Here is a 25,116-nt window from a genome sequence, read left to right on the forward strand (position 1 = left end):
ATGACATGGCTTATATTGGCTTAGATGGAGGTCAGGATCGGCAATACGCGACGGCGGCCTTGTACAGCAGGGTCTGAACCAGACTACCAGCCCTAGGGGTGAGGCCCTGAACGTAAGCGTCCGGGGACGGCATATTGAGATGGGTTTGTAATCCTTTAGGATTGAGGTCTCAGCATGGGATACCAGGTTCGTCTCGCCACGAGCAGAGATGCTGCAGCTCACTACTATTAGAGAGGCGCGATGAGTTTGTATGAGAAGCAAGCGCGTTATCGTCGTTTGCATAGTGAACAGTCTGCCTGGCGCTTGCTGCGTGCAGATTCGGCACCGATTATCCTGGCGTTCATCGACAGCCTGTTTGCTGACGAACAAGAGGTGTTGTTCGCACGTGCAAAAGCCGCCCTTGAGGCGGAGTTGCCGACCTGGCAGGGAGCGTATGGCATGCAAGACAACGCCAACTCGCACCTGCGCAACTGGATCCATGCCGGCTGGATGCGTGAGCATGATGACCACCTGACCCGTACTGACGCCTTTCATCAGGCACTGCGATTTGTCGAGGGTCTTGAGAGCAGGGATACCACGACATCTGCCACCCACCTACGCCGAGTCCAAGACGCTGTACGAGACCTAGCAGTCGCTCTCAACCCGAGTGCTGAAGAGCGTTTGCTCGTACTGCGTGAACGGATGGCAGAACTGAGTGAAGAAGTCATGCGGCTGGAAGCAGGCATCGTGCCCGAGCTATCCAGTGCCGAACAGCGTGAGCGAGTACGCGGTGTCTACCAGATGGCCTCCGGGCTAACCGGTGATTTTCGCCGGGTTGAGGATGACATCCGTCAACTTGACCAAAGCATCCGTGTTCAGATGATCGAATCGGAAGGCGGTCGTGGCCTGGTCATCCAGAACCTTCTCGATAATGAAGATGCACTTTTGCAGACCGATGCTGGTCAGGCGTTTGACGGCTTTTTCAGGCTCCTCTGCGACGAGAACAGGAGCGTAGAATTCCGTGAGCAAATCCGGTCAATTTTGAATCGTCCGACTGCCAGATCCCACCTGAATGCACAAGAAATCCGTTTTCTCACACATCTGGTGCGTGAGCTGAGTAGCGAAAGTCAGCGGGTAATTTCGATACGTCGCCGCACCCAGGAAAGCCTCAGGGCATTTGTCGAGGCTGGTGCTCAGAGCGAACGCAGGGCAGTCGAGCAGGTGTTGCGCCAACTGGAAAAACTGGCAGTCACCTTTAAGGATCAAGACATTGGCCCACGCACCTCACTGAAGGTATATGTAGCCAGCGGGCCATTCTCGGTTAGCTCGCCATCGAGCATTCGACTGATGCAACCGCAAGCCAGCCTGGATACCAGCAAGGTGGTTCCGCAAAGTAACCAGACCACTGTGAGTGACACCATTCTTGAGTGTTTAGAGGCTGTGCAGATTCAGGAGGTGGCCGAAGCCATGCGCGACCTGCTGAAAAGCCAAGGGCCGATGAGCTTGGCTCAGATCGCCGAGTTGCGCCCTATTCAGGGCGGGCTTGAGGAGTTGGTCGCCCTTGTCCGCATCGCTAAAGCCATTGAAGCGGTTTCCCTCGAGGGCGTCGAGCATCTGGTGGTCGCTGACCGACAAGGTCAGACCATACGTGCCAAAATTCCCGTGCTACTCCTGAGCGCCGACCAGTTCCCGGAGAATTTAGAGAGCCTTCCCCTATGAACCGTGAAGACCAAAACAACGATGCTTTGGCACCGTCGCTCTTCGACACTTACCGCCAGGTGGCAGTCACTGCCCTGGCCGATACAGGACACCGGGAAGAAGGACTGGCAAAGCAGGAGGAGCCCGGCGAACTTGACGAAGTGGCCGTCCAACCTGAATCACAGGTTGTCCACGACATCATGCCAGCGGAGGCTCGTCGGGCCCTGAGGCTGCTATTGAACACGGGTGTTGTGCGGGCGGAAAAGAAACGCTTGGCTTTTGAAGCGCTCTGCCAGCACCGAGCACTCATCGCCGCTCATCTGGCCAACATGTTGCTGTGTATGACGCTAGACCAGAAAGCAGGCATTGCTATCCTTATCGAGCAGGACTTGAGCGAATCCGAGTTCGAGGATCTGACAGACGAGGATGGCTCAAGCCTAGTTGGAAAACGCACTATGCCGCTTTACGACACCTTGGTGCTGCTGGTGTTGCGCAAGTACTACCAGGAGCGGGAAGTCATTGGTGAGAACAAGGTGATGATCGATGTCGACACCATCGCCGAACTCATGACCCCTTTCTTGAAGCTCACCAACAGCAGCGCTCTTGAGCGCAAGACCCTCAATGGCTCTATAGCTAAGCTGCGCGAAAAGCGCCTGCTGGCGAATGTGCGCGGCGACGGTGAGCGATTGGAAATCACCCCGGTCATTCGGTACGTGGTCAATGCCGACTTCCTGAATACCCTGCTAAGCGAGTACCAGCTGCTGGCCGAACGGGGGAGTGTGATGGGTCAACAGGAGGTAGAAGACGATGTCTGACACGACCAATACCAGCTTTGGCGATCTATTCTCTACAGGACAGATCCGCCTAGCGGAGATCTCGGCTTACAACTGGGGTTCCTTCCACGGGTTACACACGGCAGTGATCGACCCTGAAGGTACCCTGATCACCGGTGATAACGGTGCGGGTAAGTCGACGCTCATCGATGCGCACATGGCACTGCTCAACCGACCTGGGCAAACGTCATTCAACATCGCAGCCTCGCAAGGTGATCGTTCAGATCGCAACCTGATGTCCTATATTCGCGGCAATTACGGGACAGCCCACGACGGTTCTCAAACCCTCAACCTGATGAAGCGCGATGGCGCCACCATGACCGCCTTGCGTGCCCTATACCGGGCCGACGACGGCTCCGAGATAACGTTGGTTTCCATGTTCTGGATTCGCCAAGCCGGCGCCTCCATGACTGACCTCAAGCGTTTCTACCTGGTAGGTAAGCGGAATGTCAGTCTGGAAGTGCTCCTGCAGCAGTTTGGTTCCAACAACGTGCGCCAGCTCAAGCAGTATGTCGATGACGACCCAATGCTTAAGCACTTCGACAACAGTTTTTCTGCGTACCAAGAGTATTTCACTAGGCTGCTACGCATGGAAAACTCCAATGCGCCGGCGCTGCTGCAGCGTGCATTGGGTCTGAAGAAGATTGATGACCTGACAGCGCTGATCCGTGAACTGGTGCTGGAGCCAAGCAAAGTTCGCGATCTGGCTACTGGGGTTGTTAAGGAATTCGACGATCTGATCGCCGTCCACAATGAGCTGGATACAGCTAAGCAGCAAAAGGAGGTGCTGAGCATCCTGCCAGACCATAACCGGAACTATGAGAGTTCCTTGGAGGAGCAAGGGCAGGTCAATTCAGAGGCCGCTGGGTTGACTGCATTCTTCGGTGAGCAGGGCAACCGACTCTGGGGACTGCGCTGTGAAGATCTGGATCGTTCGCTGGATGACCTGACGTCGGACGGTAAGCGTTTGGCTGAATCGGTGTCGCAGAATGAGGAGCGTGTAACCTCGCTTTTACACGCCTACCAGCAGCAGGGCGGTGATCGCCTTGATAGCCTGCGGCGTGAGGTTGAGGATGCGGAGAGGGGCTTCCAGACCACGACCAATAAGGCCCATGACTACCAGAAGGACACTCGTGATCTTGGGCTTGCTGAAACGCTTACCGCGAGCGCCGTGCGGGACAACATCGCTTCGGCCAAAGCTGTCCTGGTTGATTTACCCGCTCAGATTGACGATGCGAAGAATGCTTTCGGCGAGTCGCGGGGCGCTCTCTCGGGCATTACCCAACAGATAAAGAACCTGCAGGCCCAGATCAGTGAAATTGAGAAGCGGCCCAACTCCAACATTGACGCCGCGTTTCAGCGCCTGCGGGACGAAATGGTTGAGAGCCTGCGACTCAACAAAGATGGCGTCGTCTTTATCGGTGAGCTGCTCGACGTGCGCAGTACCGAAGCGCGTTGGCGCGGTGCTATTGAGCGGGCGCTTGGGGGCCACCGGACAACGTTGCTGGTGCCCGAAGACAAGTTCCGCATGGTTACCGGCTGGGTAAACAGCCGACACACCGGCCTGCATGTTCGTGTCCAGGTTGTCAGCAAGACCGAGCGCAACCCGGAGTTCCTCGGCGGCGGGTTCCTACGCAAACTAAAATGGAAAGAACATCCGTATCGCGACTGGCTAAAGCGCCATCTGGCGCGTTTCGACCTGCACTGTGTGGATTCCACAGAAGTGCTCAATGATACCCCTTACTCCATGACCCGCGAGGGCCTGGTGCACATGGAAAAGGGGCGTTTTGAGAAGAAGGACGGGACACGCGTCGACGATAAAAAGAACTGGTACCTCGGATTCAACAACCTCAGCCGACTGGCGGCACTCCAGGAAGAGGGGGAGCGCCTGCGGGAAGGCCTCGATTCCGCCCGATCCGATGAATCTGTAAAGCGTCAGGAAATGGACATCCTGGTGGCCTCTGAGGCCATCTGGAAACGTGTGGCTCAAACCCTGTGGGATCAAATTGACGTCACCTTGGCAAAGCAACACCTGGACACCCTAAAGAACGACCTTGCGGCCCTCAATGCTCCGGACAGCGATCTGAGTAAGGCCAAGGCGCTGCTTGAACTGGCTAAAAAAGAGCTCCAGGAAATCCGCACTGCGCAAAACCAAAATGCCAGAGCGGTCGGTGGGTTCGAGTTGGAGATCCGGCAGGCCAACAAAAGTCGTCAGGTCTCAGCCCTTGCTGCCAGTGCAGGCTTGGCAGACGCTGTGCGCCAGTCATTGTCCCTGCGTGTTGGCATTCTTACCTTGGAACATCTGGATAAACTCAATCAACTGGAGAAAACCCAGCGAGAGTTCCTAGATGATGCACTGAACTCGATTGGCAAACGAGCAAATCACTACAACGGCCGCATGATCGCGATCATCAACAGTTTCAAGACAAAGTGGCCGTTGGTTGCCAATGACTGGTTGACGACTATCGAGGGGCGCCAGGATTACATCGACTACCTCGACAAGCTTAATAACGAGGGTCTGCCCGATCTGGTTGAGCGCTTCCAGCAGCGTCTAAACAACAATACCACCCAGTCCCTGGGCCGCATGCAACGGGCCATTGATGACGAGCGTGAGGACATTCAGGATCGTATCGCCACTATCAACGAAGTGCTGGAGCGTACTGAGTTCAACCACGGCACGTTCCTGCGGCTGAAACATGAGGATGAACACTACGCGCATGTCAAAGAATTCACAGCCTTACTGGGCTCGGTTCTTAAACATGCCTCAAGCGTTGATCACGAGGCTAGGTTCCTCGAGCTTTGCAGTCTGATCAGCAAGCTGGAAAAGGCTACCAATTCAGCCACTGCCATTAACCTGGAGAGTCAACGCCTCTTGGATTCGCGCTACCGCATGACGTTCTATGCCAACGAAATCGTGAAGGAAACCGGCGCCGTGCGTGATGTGCTTCGCTCATCTTCAGGCAAGTCCGGTGGGGAGAAGGAGTCGTTTGCCGGCATCATCGTGGCTGCCAGTCTGGCCTATGTGTTGACCCCGGATGGTGCTCCGCACCCGATGTACTGCACCGTTTTCCTGGATGAGGCCTTTTCCAACACTGCCGATAAGGTGAGTCGCCGCGTGCTGCGGGTATTTCGTGAGCTTAAGATTCACGTCAATTTGATTACACCCTACAAGAACCTGAACCTGGCTCGTGATTCAGCCCGCTCTCTGATCATCGCCGAGCGTAAGATCGATGGCCATGAAAGTCGCCTGAGCCAGATCACTTGGGATCAACTTGACCAGCAAAGCGCTGAACGCCGGGAAGCTAAGCAAACCCAATTGGCCGGGGTCGCTGAAGGCCTGGGCATTCAGATGGAGCAACTCTAATGCGCAGTTGGGGGCGTTTGCCAACCGATGTCATGCGCGAGGTCGAGCGCCTTGAATGGGATAACGCAACTAATCTACGGGGGCGACTGCAGGGCACGCGGCGCTTTCCGATCAGCTTGACGCTTAAGCCACCAGCGGCTGGCGATGCATTGATGGACATTGACCACTTCCACAACTGGGTCAATGCATGGCGGCAATGGAGCAAGCAAAGTCAGGTTAAGTGGGTAACCCGCAGGTATCGAGTGGTGGGTGATGTCGAGGTACCGGAGCGGCTTGACCTTGGGAATGTTAAAGAGTTGATTGAAGCCATCGGGCCAGCAGCCGTCAAGCGTTCCCATATCTGGGCGGCTCTCATGGAACCCCTGCTGGCAGTGGATCGAAATCTGTATGACACCCTTATTCGCCAGATTCTTGTGGTCGAGCAAATGAGTCATCGTACTGCTCAGCAGATGGCTAAGGTACTGCCACAGTTGCGTAAGGGTATTGGGGCTGGGTATTTCCTGCGGGGGGTGCCTGTGCAAGGGATTGATACCAAATTTCTGGAAACGTACAACCCTCTGCTGACCACCTTGCTTGATGTCATCCACAGCGGGGAACTGAGTGAAGCCGGTGGGCTGGATGCCTGGCTCGGCTGCCTGCCAACCCCGAGTAACTGGCTCTATATTCGACCCCTGTGCCCAGAGGTTAGGCAACAAATGGGGGGCTTTTCTGTAATACAGATTCCTCTTGAACAGTTTCTTGAGCAACCATTGCCTGGCCGCAGGGTGTTGGTAGTGGAGAACACCAAGCCAGGCTACGCCTTGCCCGAACTGCCCGAAACAGTCGCCATCTTTGGCGGTGGGCGGAACACCCAATGGCGTATCGCTCCATGGCTTGCCGAGCGGGATGTAGCATATTGGGGAGACATCGACAGCTGGGGGCTCACAATCCTTGCTCACGCCCGGCAGGCACTGCCAGGGATTACGGCCTTGATGATGGATCACGAGACCTTAATGGCGCACATGGATTTTGCCGTGGAGGAGCCGCGCTCAACGAGCCTTCCTGCTATTGGTTTGCATGCGGAGGAGCGTATGCTGTTTGAAGGTCTTATCAAATCTGAGCAAAGCATTATCCGTTTGGAGCAAGAGTACCTTGCCCAGGATTATGTTTTGTCCAAACTCTACAACTGGGCGAATGGCTGCACCACGAAATCGTAATAGTCGTCTCCAACGCAACCCGCGTTTGAGTCCGGAAAGGCTTGCTATTTCGCCTGTCAGGGCCGGAAAAATAAGGTGGCCATACAAAGTAGTGAGCTAGGTTGTCGCAACAAAGAATTTCTTCTCCACCAGCTCGATGAAAAATGGAGTTTTGTCGTTCGCAATCAGCTTTACTAGGTCAAGTATGAAGGCTGGCTTACTTTTGTAGATCTTCGTCGATTTCAGATCATTGCTTTGTATCCGATGCTTGAGCTTCAGTGCGCTGATGTCAGCCTCGAACTGCGTTAGATCTTTGATGCCAAGGCATCCCAGTCCAAAGTAGGGCTGCCCGCCGTAACTCAGGGTTTCGCCCCCTAGAATTAGATCGCCCGTATTGCCAGATTCGTCAATGAAGTACGTTATTTCAGTGTTGTCTTGGATCATCTGATCGCTCATGTCGTCTCCCCCCGCTTCGTGGCTGCCTAGCCAAAATGGTCACTACGCTCTCGACATGCGCATCAAGCGCTCGGCTTGGAGTGGAACGCCGGCCGGGAGAGTAGAGCTATGCTGGGAGTTCGACAATGCCTAATTGGTCTGACGTCCACGCGGTTTTCCTTGCAGCCTCGCCAACCTTATGGCTGGAGCAGGCTGACCATTTGACCAGTAGTTGCAGTAGGGGGCACTTGCCGTCGGCCTTCATCGCGGGATGTTGTGCTGTGGAAGATCGGACTTGAATTGCTGGAGCTCGGCCGACAGGCATAGCGATTTGGAGGCGCTGAAACCTTGGCGTTAATGGGTGGCACTTATGCATCTGATCCGTGCCATAAGGGCCGTTGGAGGGGGCCAAAAGTGGGCGGGAAGGATCGATACCTGCATCGCTGGAAAGGACATGCTCTACGAAACAAATCAAGCTTTATGAGCACCACAATATGATTCAGACTCACCGCACCAGTTCTGCCCACTGTTGATGATTGAGTCGCTATTCATGGATGACGCCGCCACCCCTTCAGATATTTTGCCCCGCCTTCAACGGCGTTTTTCAAGGTAGTTGTCGCGTCACCGTCTAACTATGCTGCTCTTTTCTCGACTGGCTGCTCCCGATCAGGGTTCAACAGCACCGTACCCATCGGCTCCCAGTTTCGCGTCTGTCCAGACCAGCGTTCTGGGCTTCTCTCCCGGGCTTGCTCGTACAGCTCATGACGCCGAGCCAGGATCTGATGATCCTGACCACGGTGCCGTTCGGCCGGGGTCACAAAGCGGATTCGGCTGTGCCGGTGCTCGTGGTTATACCAACGCATAAAGTCCCTGACCCAGGCGCGTGCGGCGTCCAGGCTGGCAAAGCCATCTGCCGGCCATTGCGGGTAGTATTTCAACGTCCGAAACAGTGATTCCGAGTACGGGTTGTCATTGCTCACTCGCGGTCGGCCACGTGACGGCGTGATGCCCAGCTCATGCATTTTGCTCAACAGCGTCAGCGATTTCATCGGTGCTCCATTGTCCGAGTGCAGCACCAGTGGCTCGTGCAAACACTGCTCGCCGATCACGCTACGTTGCAGTAGCGCAGCCGCCTTCTCACCGCTTTCTTCTTCGTAAACCTCCCAGCCCACGGCCTTGCGGCTGTAAATATCCTCGATCAGGTACAGGTAGTAATACTTTCCGCGCACCGGAGACGGCAGGTAGGTGATGTCCCACGACCACACCTGGTTCGGCCCTTTGGCGGCATACGTCGTCGGTGCCACGTGCCGCCTGGGGCGCTGGCTACGACCACGATGCTGCTGTTGGCCTGCCGCACGCAGCACCCGGTAAAACGTCGACTCCGACGCCAGATAGAGCTGCTGATCAGCCAACCTCGGTACGATCTGGCTCGGCGGCAAATGGCCGTAGCCCGGGCTGTTACACACGTTTAGGATCGCTTGTCGTTCGACCTCGCTCAGCGCATTGCGCGGCCTGGATCGTACCGTGGTCGTTCGGGCGTCTGCCTGAACCGCATCAGTTTCAGTCCAGCGCTGCACGGTTCTGAGCGAGAGACCGACTTCCTGGCAGGCCTTGATTTTCCGGGCGCCGGCCATCCGGGCTTCACTCAACCAGGTCACCAGTAATTGCCGTTCCGGCAAGGCGGTCAGTTGTCCTCGTTGTCGATCCCCCAGTAGTCGTTGAGCTTTTTTCGCAGCACCAGCAACGCGGCGGTTTCAGCCAGCGCCTTGTCTTTGCGGCGCAGCTCGCGCTCCAGTTCCTGGATGCGTTTCTTGTCCTTGCGGGCTTGCTCGCGATCGTCTTTTTGCTGGGCTTTGTCTGCCTTCTGGCCGTTGATGCAGGCTTGCCGCCAAGCCTTGATTTGCTCGGGGTACAGGCCTTTGCGACGGCAGTATTCAGCCAGTTCAATTTCGGACAAGCCGGCGGTTTCAAGGACGACGGCAAACTGGGCTTCGGCTGTCCAGTTCTGGGCCGATGGGATGTTCTCGGACACTGCGTTTCCTTCAGAGCGGGCCTTTCTGCGCCAGTTGGCCAATGACATGTCGCTGACCCCTTCGCGCCGAGCAACCTCGGCCATCGACAGGCTCAGTGGGGGAAGCAGCATTTTGAGCAATGCGGCTTTGCGTTCCGGTGAATAGTACGGCACGAACAGTCTCTTTCCGCCCCCGATCTGCGTTTTCAGGAAAATTCGGAGAGGCGACAACTATCCTGACACCGGGGGAAGGTGCGCCGGCTTGCTTGCTGGGTATCCTTTGTTTTTTCGTACTGCGTGATCGCCCCGACGACGCGACCTGGTTGACGGATGACGAAAAACGACTGGTGAAGGAAGACCTGGCAAAGGACGAAATTCCTGAGGAGCAGCACTCCAAGGGCGTTATGAGGAACATTCTTTGTAACCCGGTCAACTATTTAGTGGCTTACCTGTTTTTTACCGCAGCGTGCAGCAACTACCTGTTGTTTTTTTGGCTTCCCACGATGGTTAAGGACTCTGGTGTGAACTCCCTTGTAGATGTCGGTTTCCTGTCTGCGATTCCCCTGCTTTTCGGTTTTGTGGGGGCTATCGCATTAAGCTGGAGCTCAGACGTGTTGCGTGAGCGACGGTGGCATCTCGTGTTGTGCTTCGGTTTGATCAGCTTTGGTTTAGTGGCAGGAACCATCGCTCAAACGCTTCCCTGGATGCTGTTCTTCTTTGCCGTGGCGAGCTTTGGTACGGGTGCAAGCGGGCCTTTGATTTGGTCACTACCGCCTGGATATCTGGATCGTAAATCGGCCCCATTGGGAATCGCATTTATCAGCACGCTGGGTAACGTTGCAGGCTTCGTTAGCCCTCCGGTCCTGGGCTACATCAAGACGGTAACCGGGAGCTTGAACCTCGGAATTATCGGCATCGCGATGTTAGGGCTGGCTGGCGCCGTGCTTACGCTATTTGCACTATCCCCCGCAGTGGTAAAGATCAAAAAATCTATCGACTCACCGTCTACTGTTTGATCGTCACGCTAGAATTTCACATCGAATAATTCGATTGCTTTGGCGGCGACGTATTCAGTTATTAGCACGTACCAAGCATTGACTCGCCAACCGTATAGGCTTAGCTTGCATGCTAGCATTCCAATAAAAAGGTTCGTCTACGCGGACCGCACAAATGCCTTAGGGCAATGCACTCAGGAGGTCGAAGTGAAACAATCCCAAGAAGCGGATAAGTCTCAAGCTGCCGCAACAGAATCCAACACCACTGCCGCTCACGTCCTTGCCGCTGCACTGCGTCGTCATGATGTCACTCATGTGTTCGGTCAAGCCATTCCTGCCGCTTTCTTCGTTATTGCTCATGAATATGGTATCCGTCAGGTTGGTTACCGTACCGAAAACGCAGGCGGTGCAATGGCTGATGCCTATGCTCGTGTGAGTGGCAAAGTGGGTGTAGTGGCTGCGCAAAATGGTCCGGCAGCGACCCTATTGGTCGCGCCATTGGCGGAAGCATTGAAGGCATCAGTTCCAATGGTGGCGATCGTTCAGGACGTGCCTATGGGCATGACTGACCGCAACGCGTTTCAGGAGTTTGACCACGTCAGCCTTTTTCAGTCTTGTGCAAAATGGGTTAGACGTCTGACAGAGGTCAGCAGACTGGACGATTACATTGACCAGGCTTTCACTGCTGCATCCAGCGGCCGACCAGGGCCAGCTGTGCTTATTTTGCCAATGGATCTGCTGCGCAAGCCTGCTACATCCAGCCCGGCGCGCACCTCCAATCTTGGGCATTTCCCACTGGATCGCTTCGCTCCATCGTCGGAGGCTGTACAGCACGTTGCCAAGCTGATCGCAGGCGCCAAGCGACCGATTATCGTAGCCGGTGGTGGTGTGCATCTCTCTGGAGCGACGGCTAGTATCAATCGCTTGAGCGAGCTGTGCGGTATTCCCGTTGCCACAACCAATATGGGCAAGGGGACAGTCGACGAAACCGGCCCGCTGTCTCTGGGCGTCTTTGGCAACTGCATGGGGCCTGGCACACCCGGTCATGAGCTCGGCCACCATCTGACTGACGCCGACCTGATTCTGCTGGTTGGTACTCGTACCAATCAAAATGGGACGGACACTTGGAAAATTGTTCCAAACGGCGCGACGATCGTCCACATCGATATCGACCCGATGGAAATCGGGCGCAACTATGATTCCGTGCGCTTATTAGGCGATGCGCGACTCACCGTTGATTCGCTCATCCAGGCATTGGCTTCGCATGACTTTAGTCATGGTGCTCAACGGACTGCAGCGGTCAAAGCGGAAATCGAAGCTGCTCGACCGCAAGTGCGAGAAGCACGTGCTGCGATAGGTAGTGGTCGCAATGGCGCGCTTCGACCGGAGGCGCTGATGGCGGAACTGGACAAGATTCTGCGCCCAGATGACATCGTGGTGGCAGACGCGAGCTACTCCACCAACTGGGTCACCAGCTTCCTCACGTCTCGCCGTGCAGGATCTCGCTTTCTGACTCCACGAGGACTCGCAGGTTTGGGCTGGGGTTATCCAATGGCGCTGGGGGCTAAGGTAGCGCATCCGAATGCACGAGTGATCGCCCTTGAGGGCGATGGTGGATTCGGTCACTGCTGGTCGGAGCTTGAAACAGCGCGGCGCATGAATATTCCTGTGGTTCTCATTGTTTTGAATAACAGCATTCTGGGCTATGAGCTTCATGCCGAGCATGTGCATTACGGTGTGCACAGTACTGCCTGCAGATTCCAGGCGGTAGACCATGCGGGTATTGCTCGGGCTGTTGGCTGCTGGGCCGAAACTGTAAGTGATCCTGCCGAAATGGCGGGTGCACTGGAGCGAGCACTCGCCGCCGGTGTTCCTGCTTTGCTGGACGTCATGATTGATCCCCACGCGTTCCCGCCGCTCTCGCTTTTCTGCGGTGACGTGAATCCAGGAAGCGATGAGTTCCTGGAAGTCGGGGGTGTGTCATGAGCAGCACGAATCGAACTGTTTGCTGGGTAACGGGGGCGTCGAGCGGAATCGGTCTTGCAATAGCGGAAGCACTTGTACAAGACGGGCATTTTGTTGTGATTTCTGCCAGGGGTGAAGCTGCGCTTGCGCAAGCGCTAGAACGCTTGCACACCCTAAGTCCGAACGCTGCTGCTGTAAGCGTTGATGTGACATCTTTCGATGCGGTTCGTAGTGCTGTAGCCCAAATCGAATCTGACTACGGGCCGGTAAGTATCCTAGTGGCGAATGCTGGGATGAACGTGGCGGCTCGCGCATGGGGAGAGCTCTCTAGTTCAGATTTCGATCAGGTCACGCAGATCAATTTGAACGGCGTCTACTACACGATCGACGCGGTGCTCCCATCGATGCGAGCGCTTAAGAGCGGGTTGGTAATCAACATCGCCTCGTGGGCCGGTCGGTTTGTATCGGCTAAGCCAGGGCCGTCCTATAGCGCGGCCAAGGCCGCGGTGATCGCATTGACTACAAGCCTCAATGCTTCCGAATACCAACACGGTATCCGAGCCTGTGCGCTGTCTCCTGCGGAGGTCGCAACACCTGCCATGTCGCGCCGCAAAGTGCCACCCACCGAGGCCGCTTTGTCGAAGATGCTCAAACCTGAGGATATCGCCGCTGCCGTTAGGTTTGTCGCCAATATGCCGCGCCATGTCTGTGTTAACGAGTTGGTGATTTCACCCGTTTGGAACGGGGCATATGGCGCCCCGCAGCTCTAAGTGTACTTGACGGATTGCAGTGCAATTCAGTTCTGAAGAGGTATGTGATGGTTAGCCTGGCAGGCAGTATCGTTGCTGTTGTTACACCGATGCTTGAGAACGGAGGCGTCGACTACGAGTCCCTCGCGCGGCTTATCGAATGGCATATCGCCGAAGGAACACATGGCCTTTGCGTCGTGGGCACTACCGGCGAGTCCGCCATGCTTTCCGTCGAGGAGCACATTGAGGTATGTGCCTTCGCGGTTCGCCAGGTGGCTAGTCGCGTACCTGTTATCGCAGGGGCAGGTGCGAACTCAACCAGCGAAGCTATTGAGTTGACGGCGCTCGCTAAGAAGATTGGTGCGGACGCTGCGCTACATGTAGCTCCTTACTACGTTCGTCCTACGCAGGAAGGCATGTTTCAACATTTTCGAGCCGTCGCTCAGGCAGTAGACCTTCCTATTGTGCTCTACAACGTCCCTGCGCGAACCGGGGTAGATATTGGGGTTGAGCTAACTCTGAAGCTTGCATGTGAGCCAAGCATTATTGGTATCAAGGATGCTACCGGCAGTATCGAGAGGGCTTCTGAAATTCTTCGCTATAGACCTAGCGGCTTTAGCTTGTATTCAGGTGATGACCCTACAGCTGTGGCGCTAATGCTACTTGGAGGGGAGGGGACGATAAGCGTTACCGCGAACGTTGCCCCCCGTCTAATGGCTCAGCTCTGTGAGCGCGCATTGGCAGGAGAGGCAAAAGCAGCGTCGGCGCTTAACTTGCAACTGATGCCTCTTCACCAAGCACTGTTCATCGAGAGCAGCCCATCGCCGACGAAATGGGCCCTTGGGGAGCTAGGCCTAATCAAGCCCCACTGCCGACTACCGCTGGTTCCGCTTTCTGAAAAGGCAAGGCCGGTTCTCGCATCCGCGATGCGAGATGCCGGGATCGTGAAAGTTAATCACACCTAATTTAACAAGGATTTAGCCAATGATCGTAGAAATGCGGACTTACACGCTTTTGCCCGGAAAACTTCGTGAATGGTTACCGTTTTTTGAAAAAGAGCGCTTTCCAATTCAGAAAAAACATTTAGGCAATCTGGTGGGTTACTACACGACTGACACGGGTGAACTTAATCAAATCGTGCAGCTCTGGGCGTACGAAAATTACGCTGATCGTGAAGCCCGTCGTAAGGCGCTCTGGTCTGATCCAGAGTGGACGGATCCATCCAAATCGACCATCAGCGTGATGCAGAAGCAAGAAAGCAAAATCCTGCTGCCCACTGCATTTTCCCCATCTCATTTCTAAACGAGGCGACTCGCTATAGCGGTAAGTGCATCAGCGACGACAGAGGATATGCAGTAATGACGCTTAAAGCTCTGGGTTATTTGGGAGTCGATACTACCGACTCCTCGGGTTGGAAGGATTATGGCTCTCGCTTTCTTGGGCTCCAGCTCACCGAAACGGTGAGTGATGGTATGTCCTTCAGGATGGATGACCGTAAGCAACGGTTGACCGTCAACGAAGCGAACCGCAACGGTCTTGGCTTCATGGGGTGGGAGGTTGCCGACGCTGCGGCTCTGGATCAATTTGCAGTGCGTTTGGAGCGGGCACAGGTACGCGTCAATCGCGGGTCGCGCTCGCTTTGTGAGCAAAGGCAGGTTCGGGACTTGATTGTTTTTTCAGATCCCATTGGCAATCGCATTGAGGTCTATCACGGATTGGCTGAGGCAGGAACGCCCTTCATTCCAGGACGTACGATGCAAGGTTTCCGGACTGGGGACATGGGCATTGGCCATGTGGTCCTCACCGTACCAAGCGCCAAGGATATTTTGCCGTTTTACCGTGACCTTTTGGGTTTTCATCTGAGTGACTATTTCGAGCGACCGTTCAAGGCGATCTTCCTGCATCTAAACCAACGTCACCATAGTCTGGCAATTCTGGAAACGGGCAAGGTTGGTATCCACCACCTCATGTTTGAAACCTTGAGTCTTGATGACGTCGGACAGGCCTACGACTTGGCGTTGGTGGATGAAGGGCGAATTGCAACGACGTTAGGAAGGCATACGAACGATCAGGTGGTTTCATTCTATGCAAAGAGCCCATCCGGGTTTCTGGTTGAGTGCGGTTGGGGCGGGCTGGTTATTGATCCCGAAACGTGGGAGCCCTATGAAGTCGTCCACGGGCCCAGTTTCTGGGGGCATGACCGCAACTGGCTGCCTCCAGAAGGCCAGGAAGAGGCTAGACGTATCAGGATGGCCGCCGCTCAAGATGGTGCACGTGCCAACGTAAACGTAATTGAAGGGTTGTACAACGCGACGCGAAAGTGATCCGTGTCAGCGTGCAGCATGAGTAAAAAATAACTCCGCTATCAATAACAAAATGGAGAATTCAAATGACTAATAAAATGCGTGCCGCTCGACTTCACGATATCGGTTCCCCGATGAGTGTGGACGAAATCGATATTCCTACTCCTGACAGCGATGAAGTGCTTGTACGAGTAGAGTCGTGTGGTGTCGTGCCCAACCTTGGGAACGTGATCAAGAACTATCCAACCTGGTTTCCAGATCTGCCGCTGCCGAAGTTACCTGCCATTTTCGGTTTGGACCCTGCCGGTACCGTTGTCGGGGTCGGAAAGCGCGTTTTCAACTTTAAAGAGGGCGATAGGGTTTATGTAAATCCGGCTCGGTTCTGTGGCACATGCCGCTGCTGCCGCAAGGGTGATCCCCTGAGCTGCGAGCGCTTCGGCTACTCGGGTTATTTCGGTTTTTCGCCCGAGGCGAATGATCTTTTGAAGCACTACCCCTACGGTGGCTTCTCGCAGTTTATGACTGCTCCGCAATATAGCCTTGTGAAGCTGCCAGATAATGTAACGTTCGATCAGGCGGCGCGGTTCGGGTATCTAGGAACGGCGTACGCTGCTCTTAAGCGTGGTAAAGCGGGCCCTGGTATGACTGTGTTGGTCAACGGTGCAAGCGGGACTCTTGGTCTTGGCGCTGTGCTATTGGCGCTAGCACTTGGCGTCACTCGTATCTTTGCTGTCGCCAGGGATAAGGCGCTTCTGGAGCAAGTTCGTCAGTTAGCCCCTCAGCGAATCGAAACATTCTCAACGTCTGACGGCAACTCCTTGTCAGAGTGGGCCTTTTCTAATACCAACGGAGCAGGGGTTGATCTCGTTGTCGACACCTTGGGGCCGGGAGCGCCTGCAAGCGCAGTCACTGATGCGATCGATTGCCTGCATCGTGGTGCGCAAGCGGTGCATGTGGGTGGTGTGTCTGAGTTGGTTCCGATGAATCTGTTCAAGCTCATGGCAGCCCAGGTTCAGTGGCTGGGTTCTAACTGGTTCACAGCCGGCCAGGGACAGGATATTGCTGACATGGCGGAGCGAGGCGTTCTCGATCTGTCGGTATTCGAGACGACTGGTTTTGGGCTGAGTCGCATCAACGAAGCCTTGGATTCCATTGCCGGGCGACATGGTGGATTCACTAATTTCGTTATAAACCCGCAAGCGTAAGTGCGCTCCCTGCGGCCAATTCAGCATCGGCCGCAGGGATTCCAGAACAATCATTGACGAGAAAATGCCAGCGCCTCAGGTGAATATTGTTCTTGCATGCTAGCATGTGAGTAGGCATGATGATTTCACCAACAACAAAAGCGTACGCATGACGACGAGCGCTACTCGCCCTTTTTAGGGTATCGATGCAGCCTTCACTGCATTCGACTTGGGCCGTCGTTAGTGTGCCGAAAACCTTCGGGTTTTTTAGCGCATGACAAGGTGCATGGCTATGAGCGTTTTCCTCCACTGTCTGTCACACACACCTCTGGTCGGCTTAGTCGACCCTTCCCCCGATGTTCTGGCAGAAATTAATGCCGAGATTAATTCGGCCCGTCAGCAGATCGAAGCTTTCGATCCTGAACTTGTAATCCTGTTTGCTCCTGACCATTACAACGGTTTCTTTTACGACATCATGCCGTCCTTTTGCATCGGTACTGCTGCAGAAGCCATCGGCGATTTTGGATCTGCTGCGGGTGTCATCTCAGTGCCAGCTCGGGAAGCTGAGGAACTCGCTTTTGCGGTGTTAGCTGCGGGTGTAGATGCTGCAATTTCTTATCGCATGCAGGTCGATCACGGTTTCGCCCAACCACTCGATTTTCTGCTAGGCGGCTTAGATCGGTATCCCACGATTCCGATTTTCATCAATTGCCTTGCGCGCCCCATGCCGAGTTTTCAGCGGGTTCGAATGTTCGGTGAAGCAGTGGGGGCTTATGCCGCCAAAACCGACAAGCGTGTTCTGTTTCTGGGATCTGGGGGTTTGTCTCATCAGCCCCCGGTACCTGAGCTGGCAAGTGCAAACTCGCACTTACGAGAGCGTTTGTTAGGTGGAGGCAGGAACCTGCCGCTAGATGAGCGGGAGGCGCGCACGCAGCGAGTTATCAACGCGGCCCTGCTGTTTATCGATGATCAGAATTCCCTGCATCCGCTAAACCCGACATGGGATCGCTATTTTCTCGACACCCTTCAAGCCGGCGATTTGCATGAGCTTGATGGCATCGGTGATGACGAACTCTCAGCCATAGCGGGCAAATCCACTCACGAGGTCAAAGCCTGGGTGGCTGCATTCGCCGCCATGACGGCTTATGGCTCTTATCAAACGAGTAACCGCTATTACCGTCCGATCCCAGAGTGGATTGCGGGCTTCGGTGCTTTGAGCGCTCGTCCAATCGCGGATTAAGCGAATTTGAGTTTTTTCCTCTCCTGCGTCTTATCGCAAGAGCCCATCTCCTGATCATATGAGGAAGAAGAGATGACGTCTGCCAAGCAAGCCTTCACCAATGAAAACACCAGCAAACTGGTTCGCGTCAAAGAAGGCGAACATGAGTTTCAACTGCACTATAACGATGCTGGTGACGGGGCTGAAACAATCATCATGCTCCACGGCTCGGGTCCTGGCGCCAGCGGTTGGGCAAATTTCAATCGCAACATCGACACGTTTGTAGACGCAGGTTTTCGCGTCATTTTGATGGACTGTCCGGGCTGGAGCAAAAGCGATCCCGTGGTCTGCACTGGCTCACGCTCCCATCTTAATGCTGCTGCGCTTAAAGGGTTTGTCAACGCACTTGGGCTTGACCGCGTCCACCTGGTAGGCAATTCGATGGGTGGCCACACAGCAGTCGCTTTTGCGTTGGACAACCCTGAGCGGGTGGGCAAGTTGGTCTTGATGGGCGGTGGTACTGGTGGAGCGAGTTCCTTCGTGCCAATGCCCACAGAGGGCATCAAGCTGATCCAGAGCGTCTACCGCGAGCCCAATATCGAGAACCTCAAAAAAATGATGAAGGTGTTCGTCTACGACAGCAGTGCGCTGACTGACGAACTATTCCAAGGCCGCCTGGATAATATGCTGAGCCAGCGCGAGCACTTGGACAACTTTGTCAAAAGTATCGACGCAAACCCTAAGCAATTTCCAGACTTCGGCCATCGCCTTGGTGAAATCAAAGCCGAGACCTTCGTCATTTGGGGGCGTAACGATCGCTTCGTCCCGATGGATACCGGACTGCGCTTGATTGCGGGTATTTCGAACTCCGAATTGCACGTTTTCAACAACTGCGGGCACTGGGCGCAGTGGGAGCATGCTGACAAGTTCAACCGCATGGTTTTGGACTTCCTCACCCATTAATCGCTTACCTGGTGTCGGTGACTATGGTTCCTTCAGTACCGACACCCAACACCCCGATGTCCCACACGCACAGCATCGGGTGATTCGTACAGCGCGCAATTACGAGGTGTCTTATGAATGTGACCCAGCAGACTCTAGAGCAATTAGCGGGAGCTTTGCGCCAGGCTGAAAGCAGTGGTGAGGCAATTGAGCCTCTACGTGATCAGATTGGTCTTGATAACCGGGAAGCGGCGTACGCCATTCAGCGATTGAACGTGGCCCACGCCATTGCAGCTGGTCGGCGGGTCATCGGTCGCAAGATCGGCTTAACAAATAAACAGGTTCAGGCCCAGCTAGGGGTCGAACAACCCGACTTTGGCACGTTGTTCGCCGACATGTGTTATGGCGATAACGAAGTCGTTCCCTACGCAAGCCTACTGCAACCAAAAATTGAAGCTGAGATCGCTCTGGTTTTGGAGTCTGACCTGCCTCGAGTGGATACCACATTTGCGGATGTCCTAGCCGCTACCGGGTGGGTGCTTCCTGCGCTCGAAATTGTAGGTAGTCGTATTCAAGGCTGGAATATCCGCTTTGTCGACACGGTGGCTGACAACGCTTCAAGTGGATGTTTCGTATTGGGCGGCCCAGCACGGCGATTAGACGGTTTGGATTTGCGTGAAGCAGAAATGGAAATGACTAGAAATGGTGAGTCAGTTTCAGTAGGTAGCGGCGCGCAATGTCTCGGACATCCTTTGAATGCTGCGGTATGGCTAGCTCGCACTATGGCTCGACTTGGTGAGCCTTTGAAAGCAGGTGACATCATTCTTACGGGTGCCCTAGGGCCGATGGTGCAAGTGACTGCCGGTGATCGGTTTGAAGCAACGATTAGCGGCATCGGAAAAGTCGCGGTGGAATTCAGCGCTGGTTGATTGCGCACCTGAGAGAGCAAAAAACATGAAAAAGCTCAAAGTAGCCATTGTCGGCTCCGGCAACATCGGCACGGATCTGATGATTAAGATCATGCGTAATGCGAAGTACCTGGAAATGGGCGCTATGGTAGGTATCGACCCTAATTCTGACGGCCTCGCTCGAGCGGCACGTCTAGGCGTCGCCATTACGCACGAGGGCGTAGAGGGCCTGACTAAGCTTCCGATATTTTCCGAGATCGACTTTGTCTTTGATGCGACGAGTGCCGGTGCTCACGTGAAGAACGATGCTTTCCTGCGTAGCATCAAGCCAGGTATCCGTTTGATCGACCTGACGCCTGCCGCCATCGGGCCCTATTGCATTCCCGTAGTGAACCTTGAACAGAACCTCAATGCGCTCAACGTCAACATGGTGACATGCGGTGGTCAGGCGACCATCCCGATGGTGGCGGCGGTATCGCGAGTGGCAAAGGTTCACTACGCCGAGATCGTCGCATCTATCGCTAGCAAGTCCGCTGGGCCGGGTACGCGTGCGAACATTGATGAGTTCACTGAAACCACCTCTCAGGCTATCGAGGCTGTCGGTGGGGCCGCTCGCGGCAAGGCCATCATCGTAATGAACCCGGCAGAGCCGCCTTTGATGATGCGAGATACAGTGTTCGTTCTCTCGGAAGCCGCGGATAAAGCCCAGATCGAAGCGTCGGTTGAGGAGATGGTCGCTGCGGTACAAGCATACGTTCCCGGCTATCGCTTGAAGCAGAAGGTTCAGTTCGATGAGATTTCGGAACAGGCGCCGTTGAACATTCCTGGGCTAGGAAAATTTCACGGCCTCAAGATTTCCATTTTTCTGGAAGTCGAAGGCGCTGCGCATTACCTGCCGTCCTACGCGGGCAACCTCGACATCATGACATCCGCCGCGTTGGCAACTGCAGAGCGCATGGCCCATTCAATGACGAGCGTCTGAGGAATATTCAATGAGCATCGATCTGAATAAAAAACTCTACATATCTGACGTTACTCTGCGCGACGGCAGTCATGCGATTCGTCATCAGTACAGCATCCAGAATGTTCAGGACATTGCCCGGGCGCTGGATAAAGCCAAGGTCGACTCCATCGAGGTGGCGCACGGTGATGGTCTTCAGGGCTCAAGCTTTAACTATGGTTTTGCGGCGTACACCGATCTTGAGTGGATCGAGGCTGCAGCTGACGTCATCACCCACGCGAAGATCGCGACCCTGTTACTACCAGGCATCGGGACTGTCCATGATCTCAAAGCAGCCTACAACGCTGGCGCTCGTGTCGTTCGCGTGGCCACCCATTGCACCGAAGCGGATGTATCCAAGCAGCATATCGAGTTTGCGCGTGAGCTAGGGATGGATACCGTTGGGTTCCTTATGATGAGCCACATGATCGAGCCGGAAAAATTGGCCGAGCAGGCAAAGCTGATGGAAAGCTACGGTGCGACATGCGTTTACATGGCTGATTCCGGCGGTGCCATGAATATGCAGGATATCCGCGACCGGTTCCGTGCTTTCAAAGCAGTGCTCAAACCTGAGACTCACACCGGGATGCATGCTCACCATAACCTCTCACTGGGTGTAGCTAACTCCATTACCGCAGTCGAAGAGGGGTGTGACCGAGTCGATGCCAGTCTTGCTGGTATGGGTGCAGGCGCAGGCAACGCGCCGTTAGAAGTTTTTATCGCGGCAGCTGAGCGATTGGGCTGGAACCATGGCACTGATCTTTACACCTTGATGGATGCTGCAGACGATATCGTCCGCCCTCTACAAGACCGACCAGTACGTGTAGACCGTGAGACCTTGGCTCTGGGCTACGCCGGAGTCTATTCCAGCTTCCTGCGACACGCCGAAGTGGCAGCTGCAAAGTATGGTTTGAAGACCATCGACATCCTCGTCGAGCTTGGCAAGCGCCGTATGGTCGGTGGTCAAGAAGACATGATTGTCGATGTCGCTCTGGATCTCTTGAAACGTTAAGAATTGGCCGCTTTCAAAGCGGCCTTTTGCTCAATGACAACAATAACAATTGGGTTACTGATATGAACGCCTGCCAACCATTCATTGTTGATAAAGACCGTCAACGTGTTTCATTCCGACCGCATCTCTGCCTCGTAAAAACAGCTGTACTGGCGACGCCACACCGGGGAGCAGGTGATGTCTAATCTACCGAATAACACAGCCCGTGGCGGGCTCGTTATCACTATCACACTGTGCTTCATGGTAGCTCTGATGGAGGGTTTGGATCTTCAGGCTCCGGGGATTGCAGCCCAGGGAATGATGTCTGCATTCGGTATAGACAAACTCCATATGGGCTGGGTTTTCAGTGCGGGTGTGCTGGGAATGCTGCCAGGTGCTTTTCTGGGTGGAAGGTTAGCTGATCGTTATGGGCGCAAGTATGTGCTCATGGCCTCTGTTGCCCTATTTGGCGTTTTTTCTCTGGTGACAGCGCAGGCGTGGGACTACAACTCGCTCATTGCGGCGCGGTTCCTCACCGGCGCGGGTCTAGGGGCTTCTCTGCCCAATCTCATCGCATTGACCTCAGAGGTCGCGGGCCCCAAGTTTCGTGGCACTGCAGTAAGCATGATGTATTGCGGCGTACCTTTGGGTGCAGCCGGAGCCGCGCTAATTGGCGTTAACGATTTCGGCCTGGGGTGGCAATTGGTCTTCTATGTCGGCGGTATCGTTCCTCTGCTGATCGTGCCCTTACTAGGCGTTTTCCTTCCTGAATCGAAAGCTTTTTCTGGAGCGATGCCGGACACGTTACCGGTCTCGACGTTACTGTTTGCAGAAGGCAATGCTAAGCCTACGTTACTGCTGTGGGCGAGCTTCTTCTTTACGTTGATGGTGACTTACATCTTGATCAACTGGCTGCCGAGCCTTTTGGTCGCTCAGGGTTTTTCGGGCAAAAATGCGAGTTGGGTTGTCCTCACGATGCAGCTTGGGGCCACAATCGGCACGCTGATGCTCGGGGTGCTGATGGATAGGGTGCCGACCTGGGTAATGTCAATCATTATCTACATAGGCATTCTCGTAGCGCTAATGGGTCTGTACGTATCGACTACATTGCTCGGAATGCTCGTTGCTGGTTTTCTTGCGGGTATTTTTACCACGGGGGGCCAAAGTGTGTTGTATGCCCTGGCACCCTTATTCTATCCCGCGCGGGGCAGGGCTACCGGAGTTGGCACCGCCGTGGCAATCGGCAGGCTAGGCGCAATGAGCGGCCCGTTGGTCGCTGGTAAAATGCTTGCACTTGGCACTGGCACTGCTGGAGTGATGCTCTCCTGTGCGCCAGGGATAGTGGTGGCGGCCGTATCCCTTTGCTATCTGTCGGCGGTGAAAAATCGTACGGCACTGGCGACGCAGGGCCCGAACGCAGAACCTATTCACTCACTAAAAACTCAGATGCCCGGCTAGTTAAATCTGATTTACCGTCGATAACTAGCATGCTAGCATTCCAGTTATCAGGGTGCAGAGTGATCGCGGCCCATCCTGAAGCTGATTCTAGGATGGGCCAGATGCTTTATCAGACAATAACTACAAGCCTGTCGTAATGGAGACAACAATAATGAACAATTCCCAGCACTTCGATACTGACGTTTTGGTTGTGGGTACAGGGCCTGCCGGCGCTACCACGGCACTCGCTCTCGCCACATATGGAGTCAGAGTACGAGTTGTCACCATGTTCAATTACCTTGCCAACTCCCCTCGTGCGCACATTACAAATCAGCGCGCCATGGAGGTCTTCCGTGACCTGGGTGTTGAAGATGTAGTGAAGAAACACGCAACGCCTTGGGAGCAAATGGGAGATGCTCTGATCACCACCAGTTTGGCTGGTGAGGAAATCGCCCGGATGAGATCCTGGGGGTCAGGTGATGCACGCAAAGGCGATTACATCAAAGGCAGCCCATGCCCAATGGCTGATATCGTCCAGCCGCTCATGGAGCCTATTTTGGTTCAGCACGCTGCTGAGCGTGGCGCGCAATTCTCGTTTAACACCGAGTACCTCAATCACGTCCAGGATGCGGACGGCGTTACTGTCACCCTCAAAGACCTGCTCACAGAGCGCGAGTACACGATGCGTGTACGTTACCTGGTTGGGGCAGATGGTGCGCGCTCGAAGATAGTCGAGCAAATTGGCCTGCCGATCGAAGGGGAAATGGCTCGGGCAGGTACTGCCTATGTCGTTTTTAACGCTGATCTAAGCCGCTACGTTGCCCACCGCCCGAGTGTGCTGCAGTGGATTGCGAATCCTGTTGCTGGCTTTGGTGAGATTGGCATGGGCCTGCTTCGCGCGGTCAAGCCTTGGAATCAGTGGATCGCCGGTTGGGGCTTCGACATGGCGAAAGGCGAACCTGATTTCTCACCAGAACATGTTTTGCAGCGTATTCGTACTCTTGTGGGCGATCCTGAACTCGAAGTAGAGATAGTCAGGAACAGTACCTGGTACGTTAATCAGGCATACGCCTCTTACTACTCCAACGGGCGGGTGCATTGCGGCGGTGATGCCGTGCATCGTCATCCGCCATCAAGCGGCTTGGGTTCGAATACTTCGGTACAGGACGGCTTCAATCTTGCTTGGAAGCTGGCTTACGTTATCAAGGGCTATGCGAACCAATCCCTGTTGGATTCCTACTCCCTCGAGCGTCAGCCCGTAGGAAAACAAATCGTAACGCGGGCCAACCAATCACGAGTGGATTACGGGCCTTTCAAAGAATGCTTCAAAATGAACCAAGGTGTGGACACAGTCGAAAAGTTGCTGAAGCGTATGCGCGAACCGACTGCAGAAGGCGCGAAAACACGCGAGCTTCTTCAGAAGGCTCTCGAGCTCAAGGATTTCGAGTTCAACGCTCAGGGCGTAGAGCTCAATCAGCGCTATGAGTCCAATGCAGTTGTTGTTGACGAGGCCGCGGGCGAGGAAGTTTGGGCTCAAGATAAGCAACTCTTCCTACAGGCGACTACCCGACCTGGTGCGAAGATTCCCCATGCTTGGCTCGTCGACAAAAACGGACTGAGAACGTCAACGCTCGATGTCACAGGTAAGGGCAAATTCTCTCTGGTCACCGGTCTTTCAGGCCAGGCCTGGGTCTGCGCGGTGAAGGAACTCAATCTTCCCTATCTACGCACAGTCGTGACAGGTGAAAAGGGTACTGCTGACGCCTATTTCGATTGGCAGCGCATACGTGAGATCAACGAGGCTGGAGCGATCCTTGTCCGCCCTGATGGCTACATTGCATGGCGCCAATCGGAGGCAGTTTGGAGCGTTGAGGGCGCGGTTACCCAACTTCAGGATGCTTTGGCGAAAGTCCTGGGTACAGTCTGAT

20 protein-coding genes are annotated in these 25,116 nt (G+C 54.8%); 18 read left to right on the forward strand and 2 right to left on the reverse strand.

The annotated features are described in order from the left end of the window. Positions 1-240 precede the first annotated feature (240 nt). Genes BLU37_RS21270 through BLU37_RS21285 form a run of 4 tightly spaced genes read left to right on the forward strand, consistent with a single transcriptional unit; the run spans position 241 to position 7,070 of the window. Positions 241-1,698, forward strand: coding sequence for a DUF3375 domain-containing protein (locus BLU37_RS21270; RefSeq protein WP_005886897.1), 1,458 nt, complete (start codon positions 241-243; stop codon positions 1,696-1,698). Further along, positions 1,695-2,492, forward strand: coding sequence for a DUF4194 domain-containing protein (locus BLU37_RS21275; protein ID WP_090208607.1), 798 nt, complete (start codon positions 1,695-1,697; stop codon positions 2,490-2,492). Before BLU37_RS21270 ends, BLU37_RS21275 begins: the two co-directional genes overlap by 4 nt. Next, positions 2,485-5,874, forward strand: coding sequence for an ATP-binding protein (locus BLU37_RS21280; protein WP_090208610.1), 3,390 nt, complete (start codon positions 2,485-2,487; stop codon positions 5,872-5,874). Before BLU37_RS21275 ends, BLU37_RS21280 begins: the two co-directional genes overlap by 8 nt. Continuing rightward, positions 5,874-7,070 (forward strand): DUF3322 domain-containing protein, encoded by a 1,197-nt coding sequence (locus BLU37_RS21285; protein ID WP_090208613.1) that lies wholly within the window; start codon positions 5,874-5,876, stop codon positions 7,068-7,070. Before BLU37_RS21280 ends, BLU37_RS21285 begins: the two co-directional genes overlap by 1 nt. Before the next feature lie 96 nt (positions 7,071-7,166). Here the strand turns inward: BLU37_RS21285 and BLU37_RS21290 are convergent, their stop codons facing one another. After that, positions 7,167-7,505 (reverse strand): DUF3800 domain-containing protein, encoded by a 339-nt coding sequence (locus tag BLU37_RS21290; protein ID WP_157696397.1) that lies wholly within the window; start codon positions 7,503-7,505, stop codon positions 7,167-7,169. 611 nt (positions 7,506-8,116) lie between these two features. After that, positions 8,117-9,669 (reverse strand): IS3 family transposase gene (locus BLU37_RS21295; RefSeq protein ID WP_090207373.1). Its coding sequence is split into 2 segments (ribosomal slippage): positions 8,117-9,207 and positions 9,207-9,669, totalling 1,554 coding nucleotides; the frame shifts between segments, so codons are not numbered across the junction. A gap of 92 nt (positions 9,670-9,761) precedes the next feature. Here BLU37_RS21295 and BLU37_RS21300 point away from each other — a divergent pair. From BLU37_RS21300 to BLU37_RS21365, 14 genes are all read left to right on the forward strand, one after another. Next, complete coding sequence (locus BLU37_RS21300; RefSeq protein WP_232000367.1) at positions 9,762-10,511, forward strand: MFS transporter; 750 nt, start codon at positions 9,762-9,764, stop codon at positions 10,509-10,511. A 186-nt stretch (positions 10,512-10,697) separates the two neighbouring features. Beyond that, positions 10,698-12,476, forward strand: a complete 1,779-nt coding sequence (locus BLU37_RS21305; protein WP_090208619.1) for an acetolactate synthase catalytic subunit — start codon at positions 10,698-10,700, stop codon at positions 12,474-12,476. Beyond that, positions 12,473-13,225: an SDR family oxidoreductase gene (locus BLU37_RS21310; RefSeq protein ID WP_073162415.1), complete on the forward strand. Its 753-nt coding sequence runs from the start codon at positions 12,473-12,475 to the stop codon at positions 13,223-13,225. The genes BLU37_RS21305 and BLU37_RS21310 overlap by 4 nt, the downstream gene beginning before the upstream one ends. Positions 13,226-13,272: 47 nt before the next feature. After that, entirely contained in the window at positions 13,273-14,169 is an 897-nt protein-coding gene (gene dapA / locus BLU37_RS21315; RefSeq protein WP_017138682.1) for a 4-hydroxy-tetrahydrodipicolinate synthase, read from the forward strand. A gap of 19 nt (positions 14,170-14,188) precedes the next feature. Continuing rightward, positions 14,189-14,506: an NIPSNAP family protein gene (locus tag BLU37_RS21320; RefSeq protein ID WP_017138683.1), complete on the forward strand. Its 318-nt coding sequence runs from the start codon at positions 14,189-14,191 to the stop codon at positions 14,504-14,506. Between the two features lie 56 nt (positions 14,507-14,562). Next, positions 14,563-15,528: a VOC family protein gene (locus BLU37_RS21325; protein WP_017138684.1), complete on the forward strand. Its 966-nt coding sequence runs from the start codon at positions 14,563-14,565 to the stop codon at positions 15,526-15,528. 65 nt (positions 15,529-15,593) lie between these two features. Continuing rightward, positions 15,594-16,712, forward strand: a complete 1,119-nt coding sequence (locus BLU37_RS21330) for an alcohol dehydrogenase catalytic domain-containing protein (protein WP_065892871.1) — start codon at positions 15,594-15,596, stop codon at positions 16,710-16,712. 271 nt (positions 16,713-16,983) lie between these two features. Next, positions 16,984-17,931 carry a 3-carboxyethylcatechol 2,3-dioxygenase gene (locus BLU37_RS21335; RefSeq protein WP_090208622.1) on the forward strand — a complete coding sequence of 316 codons (948 nt, stop codon included), beginning with the start codon at positions 16,984-16,986 and terminating at the stop codon, positions 17,929-17,931. 72 nt (positions 17,932-18,003) lie between these two features. Next, positions 18,004-18,873: an alpha/beta fold hydrolase gene (locus BLU37_RS21340; RefSeq protein WP_065896207.1), complete on the forward strand. Its 870-nt coding sequence runs from the start codon at positions 18,004-18,006 to the stop codon at positions 18,871-18,873. Between the two features lie 113 nt (positions 18,874-18,986). Continuing rightward, the gene (gene mhpD, locus BLU37_RS21345) at positions 18,987-19,781 is read left to right on the forward strand and encodes a 2-keto-4-pentenoate hydratase (protein WP_090208624.1); all 795 of its coding nucleotides are present in this window, start codon (positions 18,987-18,989) and stop codon (positions 19,779-19,781) included. Positions 19,782-19,806: 25 nt separating this feature from the next. Beyond that, positions 19,807-20,742 carry an acetaldehyde dehydrogenase (acetylating) gene (locus BLU37_RS21350; protein WP_090208627.1) on the forward strand — a complete coding sequence of 312 codons (936 nt, stop codon included), beginning with the start codon at positions 19,807-19,809 and terminating at the stop codon, positions 20,740-20,742. 10 nt (positions 20,743-20,752) lie between these two features. After that, positions 20,753-21,772, forward strand: a complete 1,020-nt coding sequence (gene dmpG, locus BLU37_RS21355; protein WP_090208632.1) for a 4-hydroxy-2-oxovalerate aldolase — start codon at positions 20,753-20,755, stop codon at positions 21,770-21,772. Between the two features lie 177 nt (positions 21,773-21,949). Then, entirely contained in the window at positions 21,950-23,209 is a 1,260-nt protein-coding gene (gene mhpT / locus BLU37_RS21360; protein WP_073162400.1) for a 3-(3-hydroxy-phenyl)propionate transporter MhpT, read from the forward strand. Positions 23,210-23,360: 151 nt separating this feature from the next. After that, the gene (locus BLU37_RS21365) at positions 23,361-25,115 is read left to right on the forward strand and encodes an FAD-dependent monooxygenase (protein WP_090208636.1); all 1,755 of its coding nucleotides are present in this window, start codon (positions 23,361-23,363) and stop codon (positions 25,113-25,115) included. Position 25,116 lies beyond the last annotated feature (1 nt).

The organism is Pseudomonas asplenii, from assembly GCF_900105475.1.
GTDB lineage: Bacteria > Pseudomonadota > Gammaproteobacteria > Pseudomonadales > Pseudomonadaceae > Aquipseudomonas > Aquipseudomonas asplenii.

Coding starts and splice junctions, on each gene's coding strand:
- BLU37_RS21320 (WP_017138683.1), top strand. CDS start 14,189: ATGATCGTAGAAATGCGGACTTACACGCTTTTGCCCGGAAAACTTCGT.
- BLU37_RS21365 (WP_090208636.1), top strand. CDS start 23,361: ATGAACAATTCCCAGCACTTCGATACTGACGTTTTGGTTGTGGGTACA.
- BLU37_RS21325 (WP_017138684.1), top strand. CDS start 14,563: ATGACGCTTAAAGCTCTGGGTTATTTGGGAGTCGATACTACCGACTCC.
- BLU37_RS21330 (WP_065892871.1), top strand. CDS start 15,594: ATGACTAATAAAATGCGTGCCGCTCGACTTCACGATATCGGTTCCCCG.
- BLU37_RS21280 (WP_090208610.1), top strand. CDS start 2,485: ATGTCTGACACGACCAATACCAGCTTTGGCGATCTATTCTCTACAGGA.
- BLU37_RS21275 (WP_090208607.1), top strand. CDS start 1,695: ATGAACCGTGAAGACCAAAACAACGATGCTTTGGCACCGTCGCTCTTC.
- BLU37_RS21270 (WP_005886897.1), top strand. CDS start 241: ATGAGTTTGTATGAGAAGCAAGCGCGTTATCGTCGTTTGCATAGTGAA.
- dapA (WP_017138682.1), top strand. CDS start 13,273: ATGGTTAGCCTGGCAGGCAGTATCGTTGCTGTTGTTACACCGATGCTT.
- BLU37_RS21285 (WP_090208613.1), top strand. CDS start 5,874: ATGCGCAGTTGGGGGCGTTTGCCAACCGATGTCATGCGCGAGGTCGAG.
- BLU37_RS21350 (WP_090208627.1), top strand. CDS start 19,807: ATGAAAAAGCTCAAAGTAGCCATTGTCGGCTCCGGCAACATCGGCACG.
- BLU37_RS21310 (WP_073162415.1), top strand. CDS start 12,473: ATGAGCAGCACGAATCGAACTGTTTGCTGGGTAACGGGGGCGTCGAGC.
- mhpT (WP_073162400.1), top strand. CDS start 21,950: ATGTCTAATCTACCGAATAACACAGCCCGTGGCGGGCTCGTTATCACT.
- dmpG (WP_090208632.1), top strand. CDS start 20,753: ATGAGCATCGATCTGAATAAAAAACTCTACATATCTGACGTTACTCTG.
- BLU37_RS21335 (WP_090208622.1), top strand. CDS start 16,984: ATGAGCGTTTTCCTCCACTGTCTGTCACACACACCTCTGGTCGGCTTA.
- mhpD (WP_090208624.1), top strand. CDS start 18,987: ATGAATGTGACCCAGCAGACTCTAGAGCAATTAGCGGGAGCTTTGCGC.
- BLU37_RS21340 (WP_065896207.1), top strand. CDS start 18,004: ATGACGTCTGCCAAGCAAGCCTTCACCAATGAAAACACCAGCAAACTG.
- BLU37_RS21290 (WP_157696397.1), bottom strand. CDS start 7,505: ATGAGCGATCAGATGATCCAAGACAACACTGAAATAACGTACTTCATT.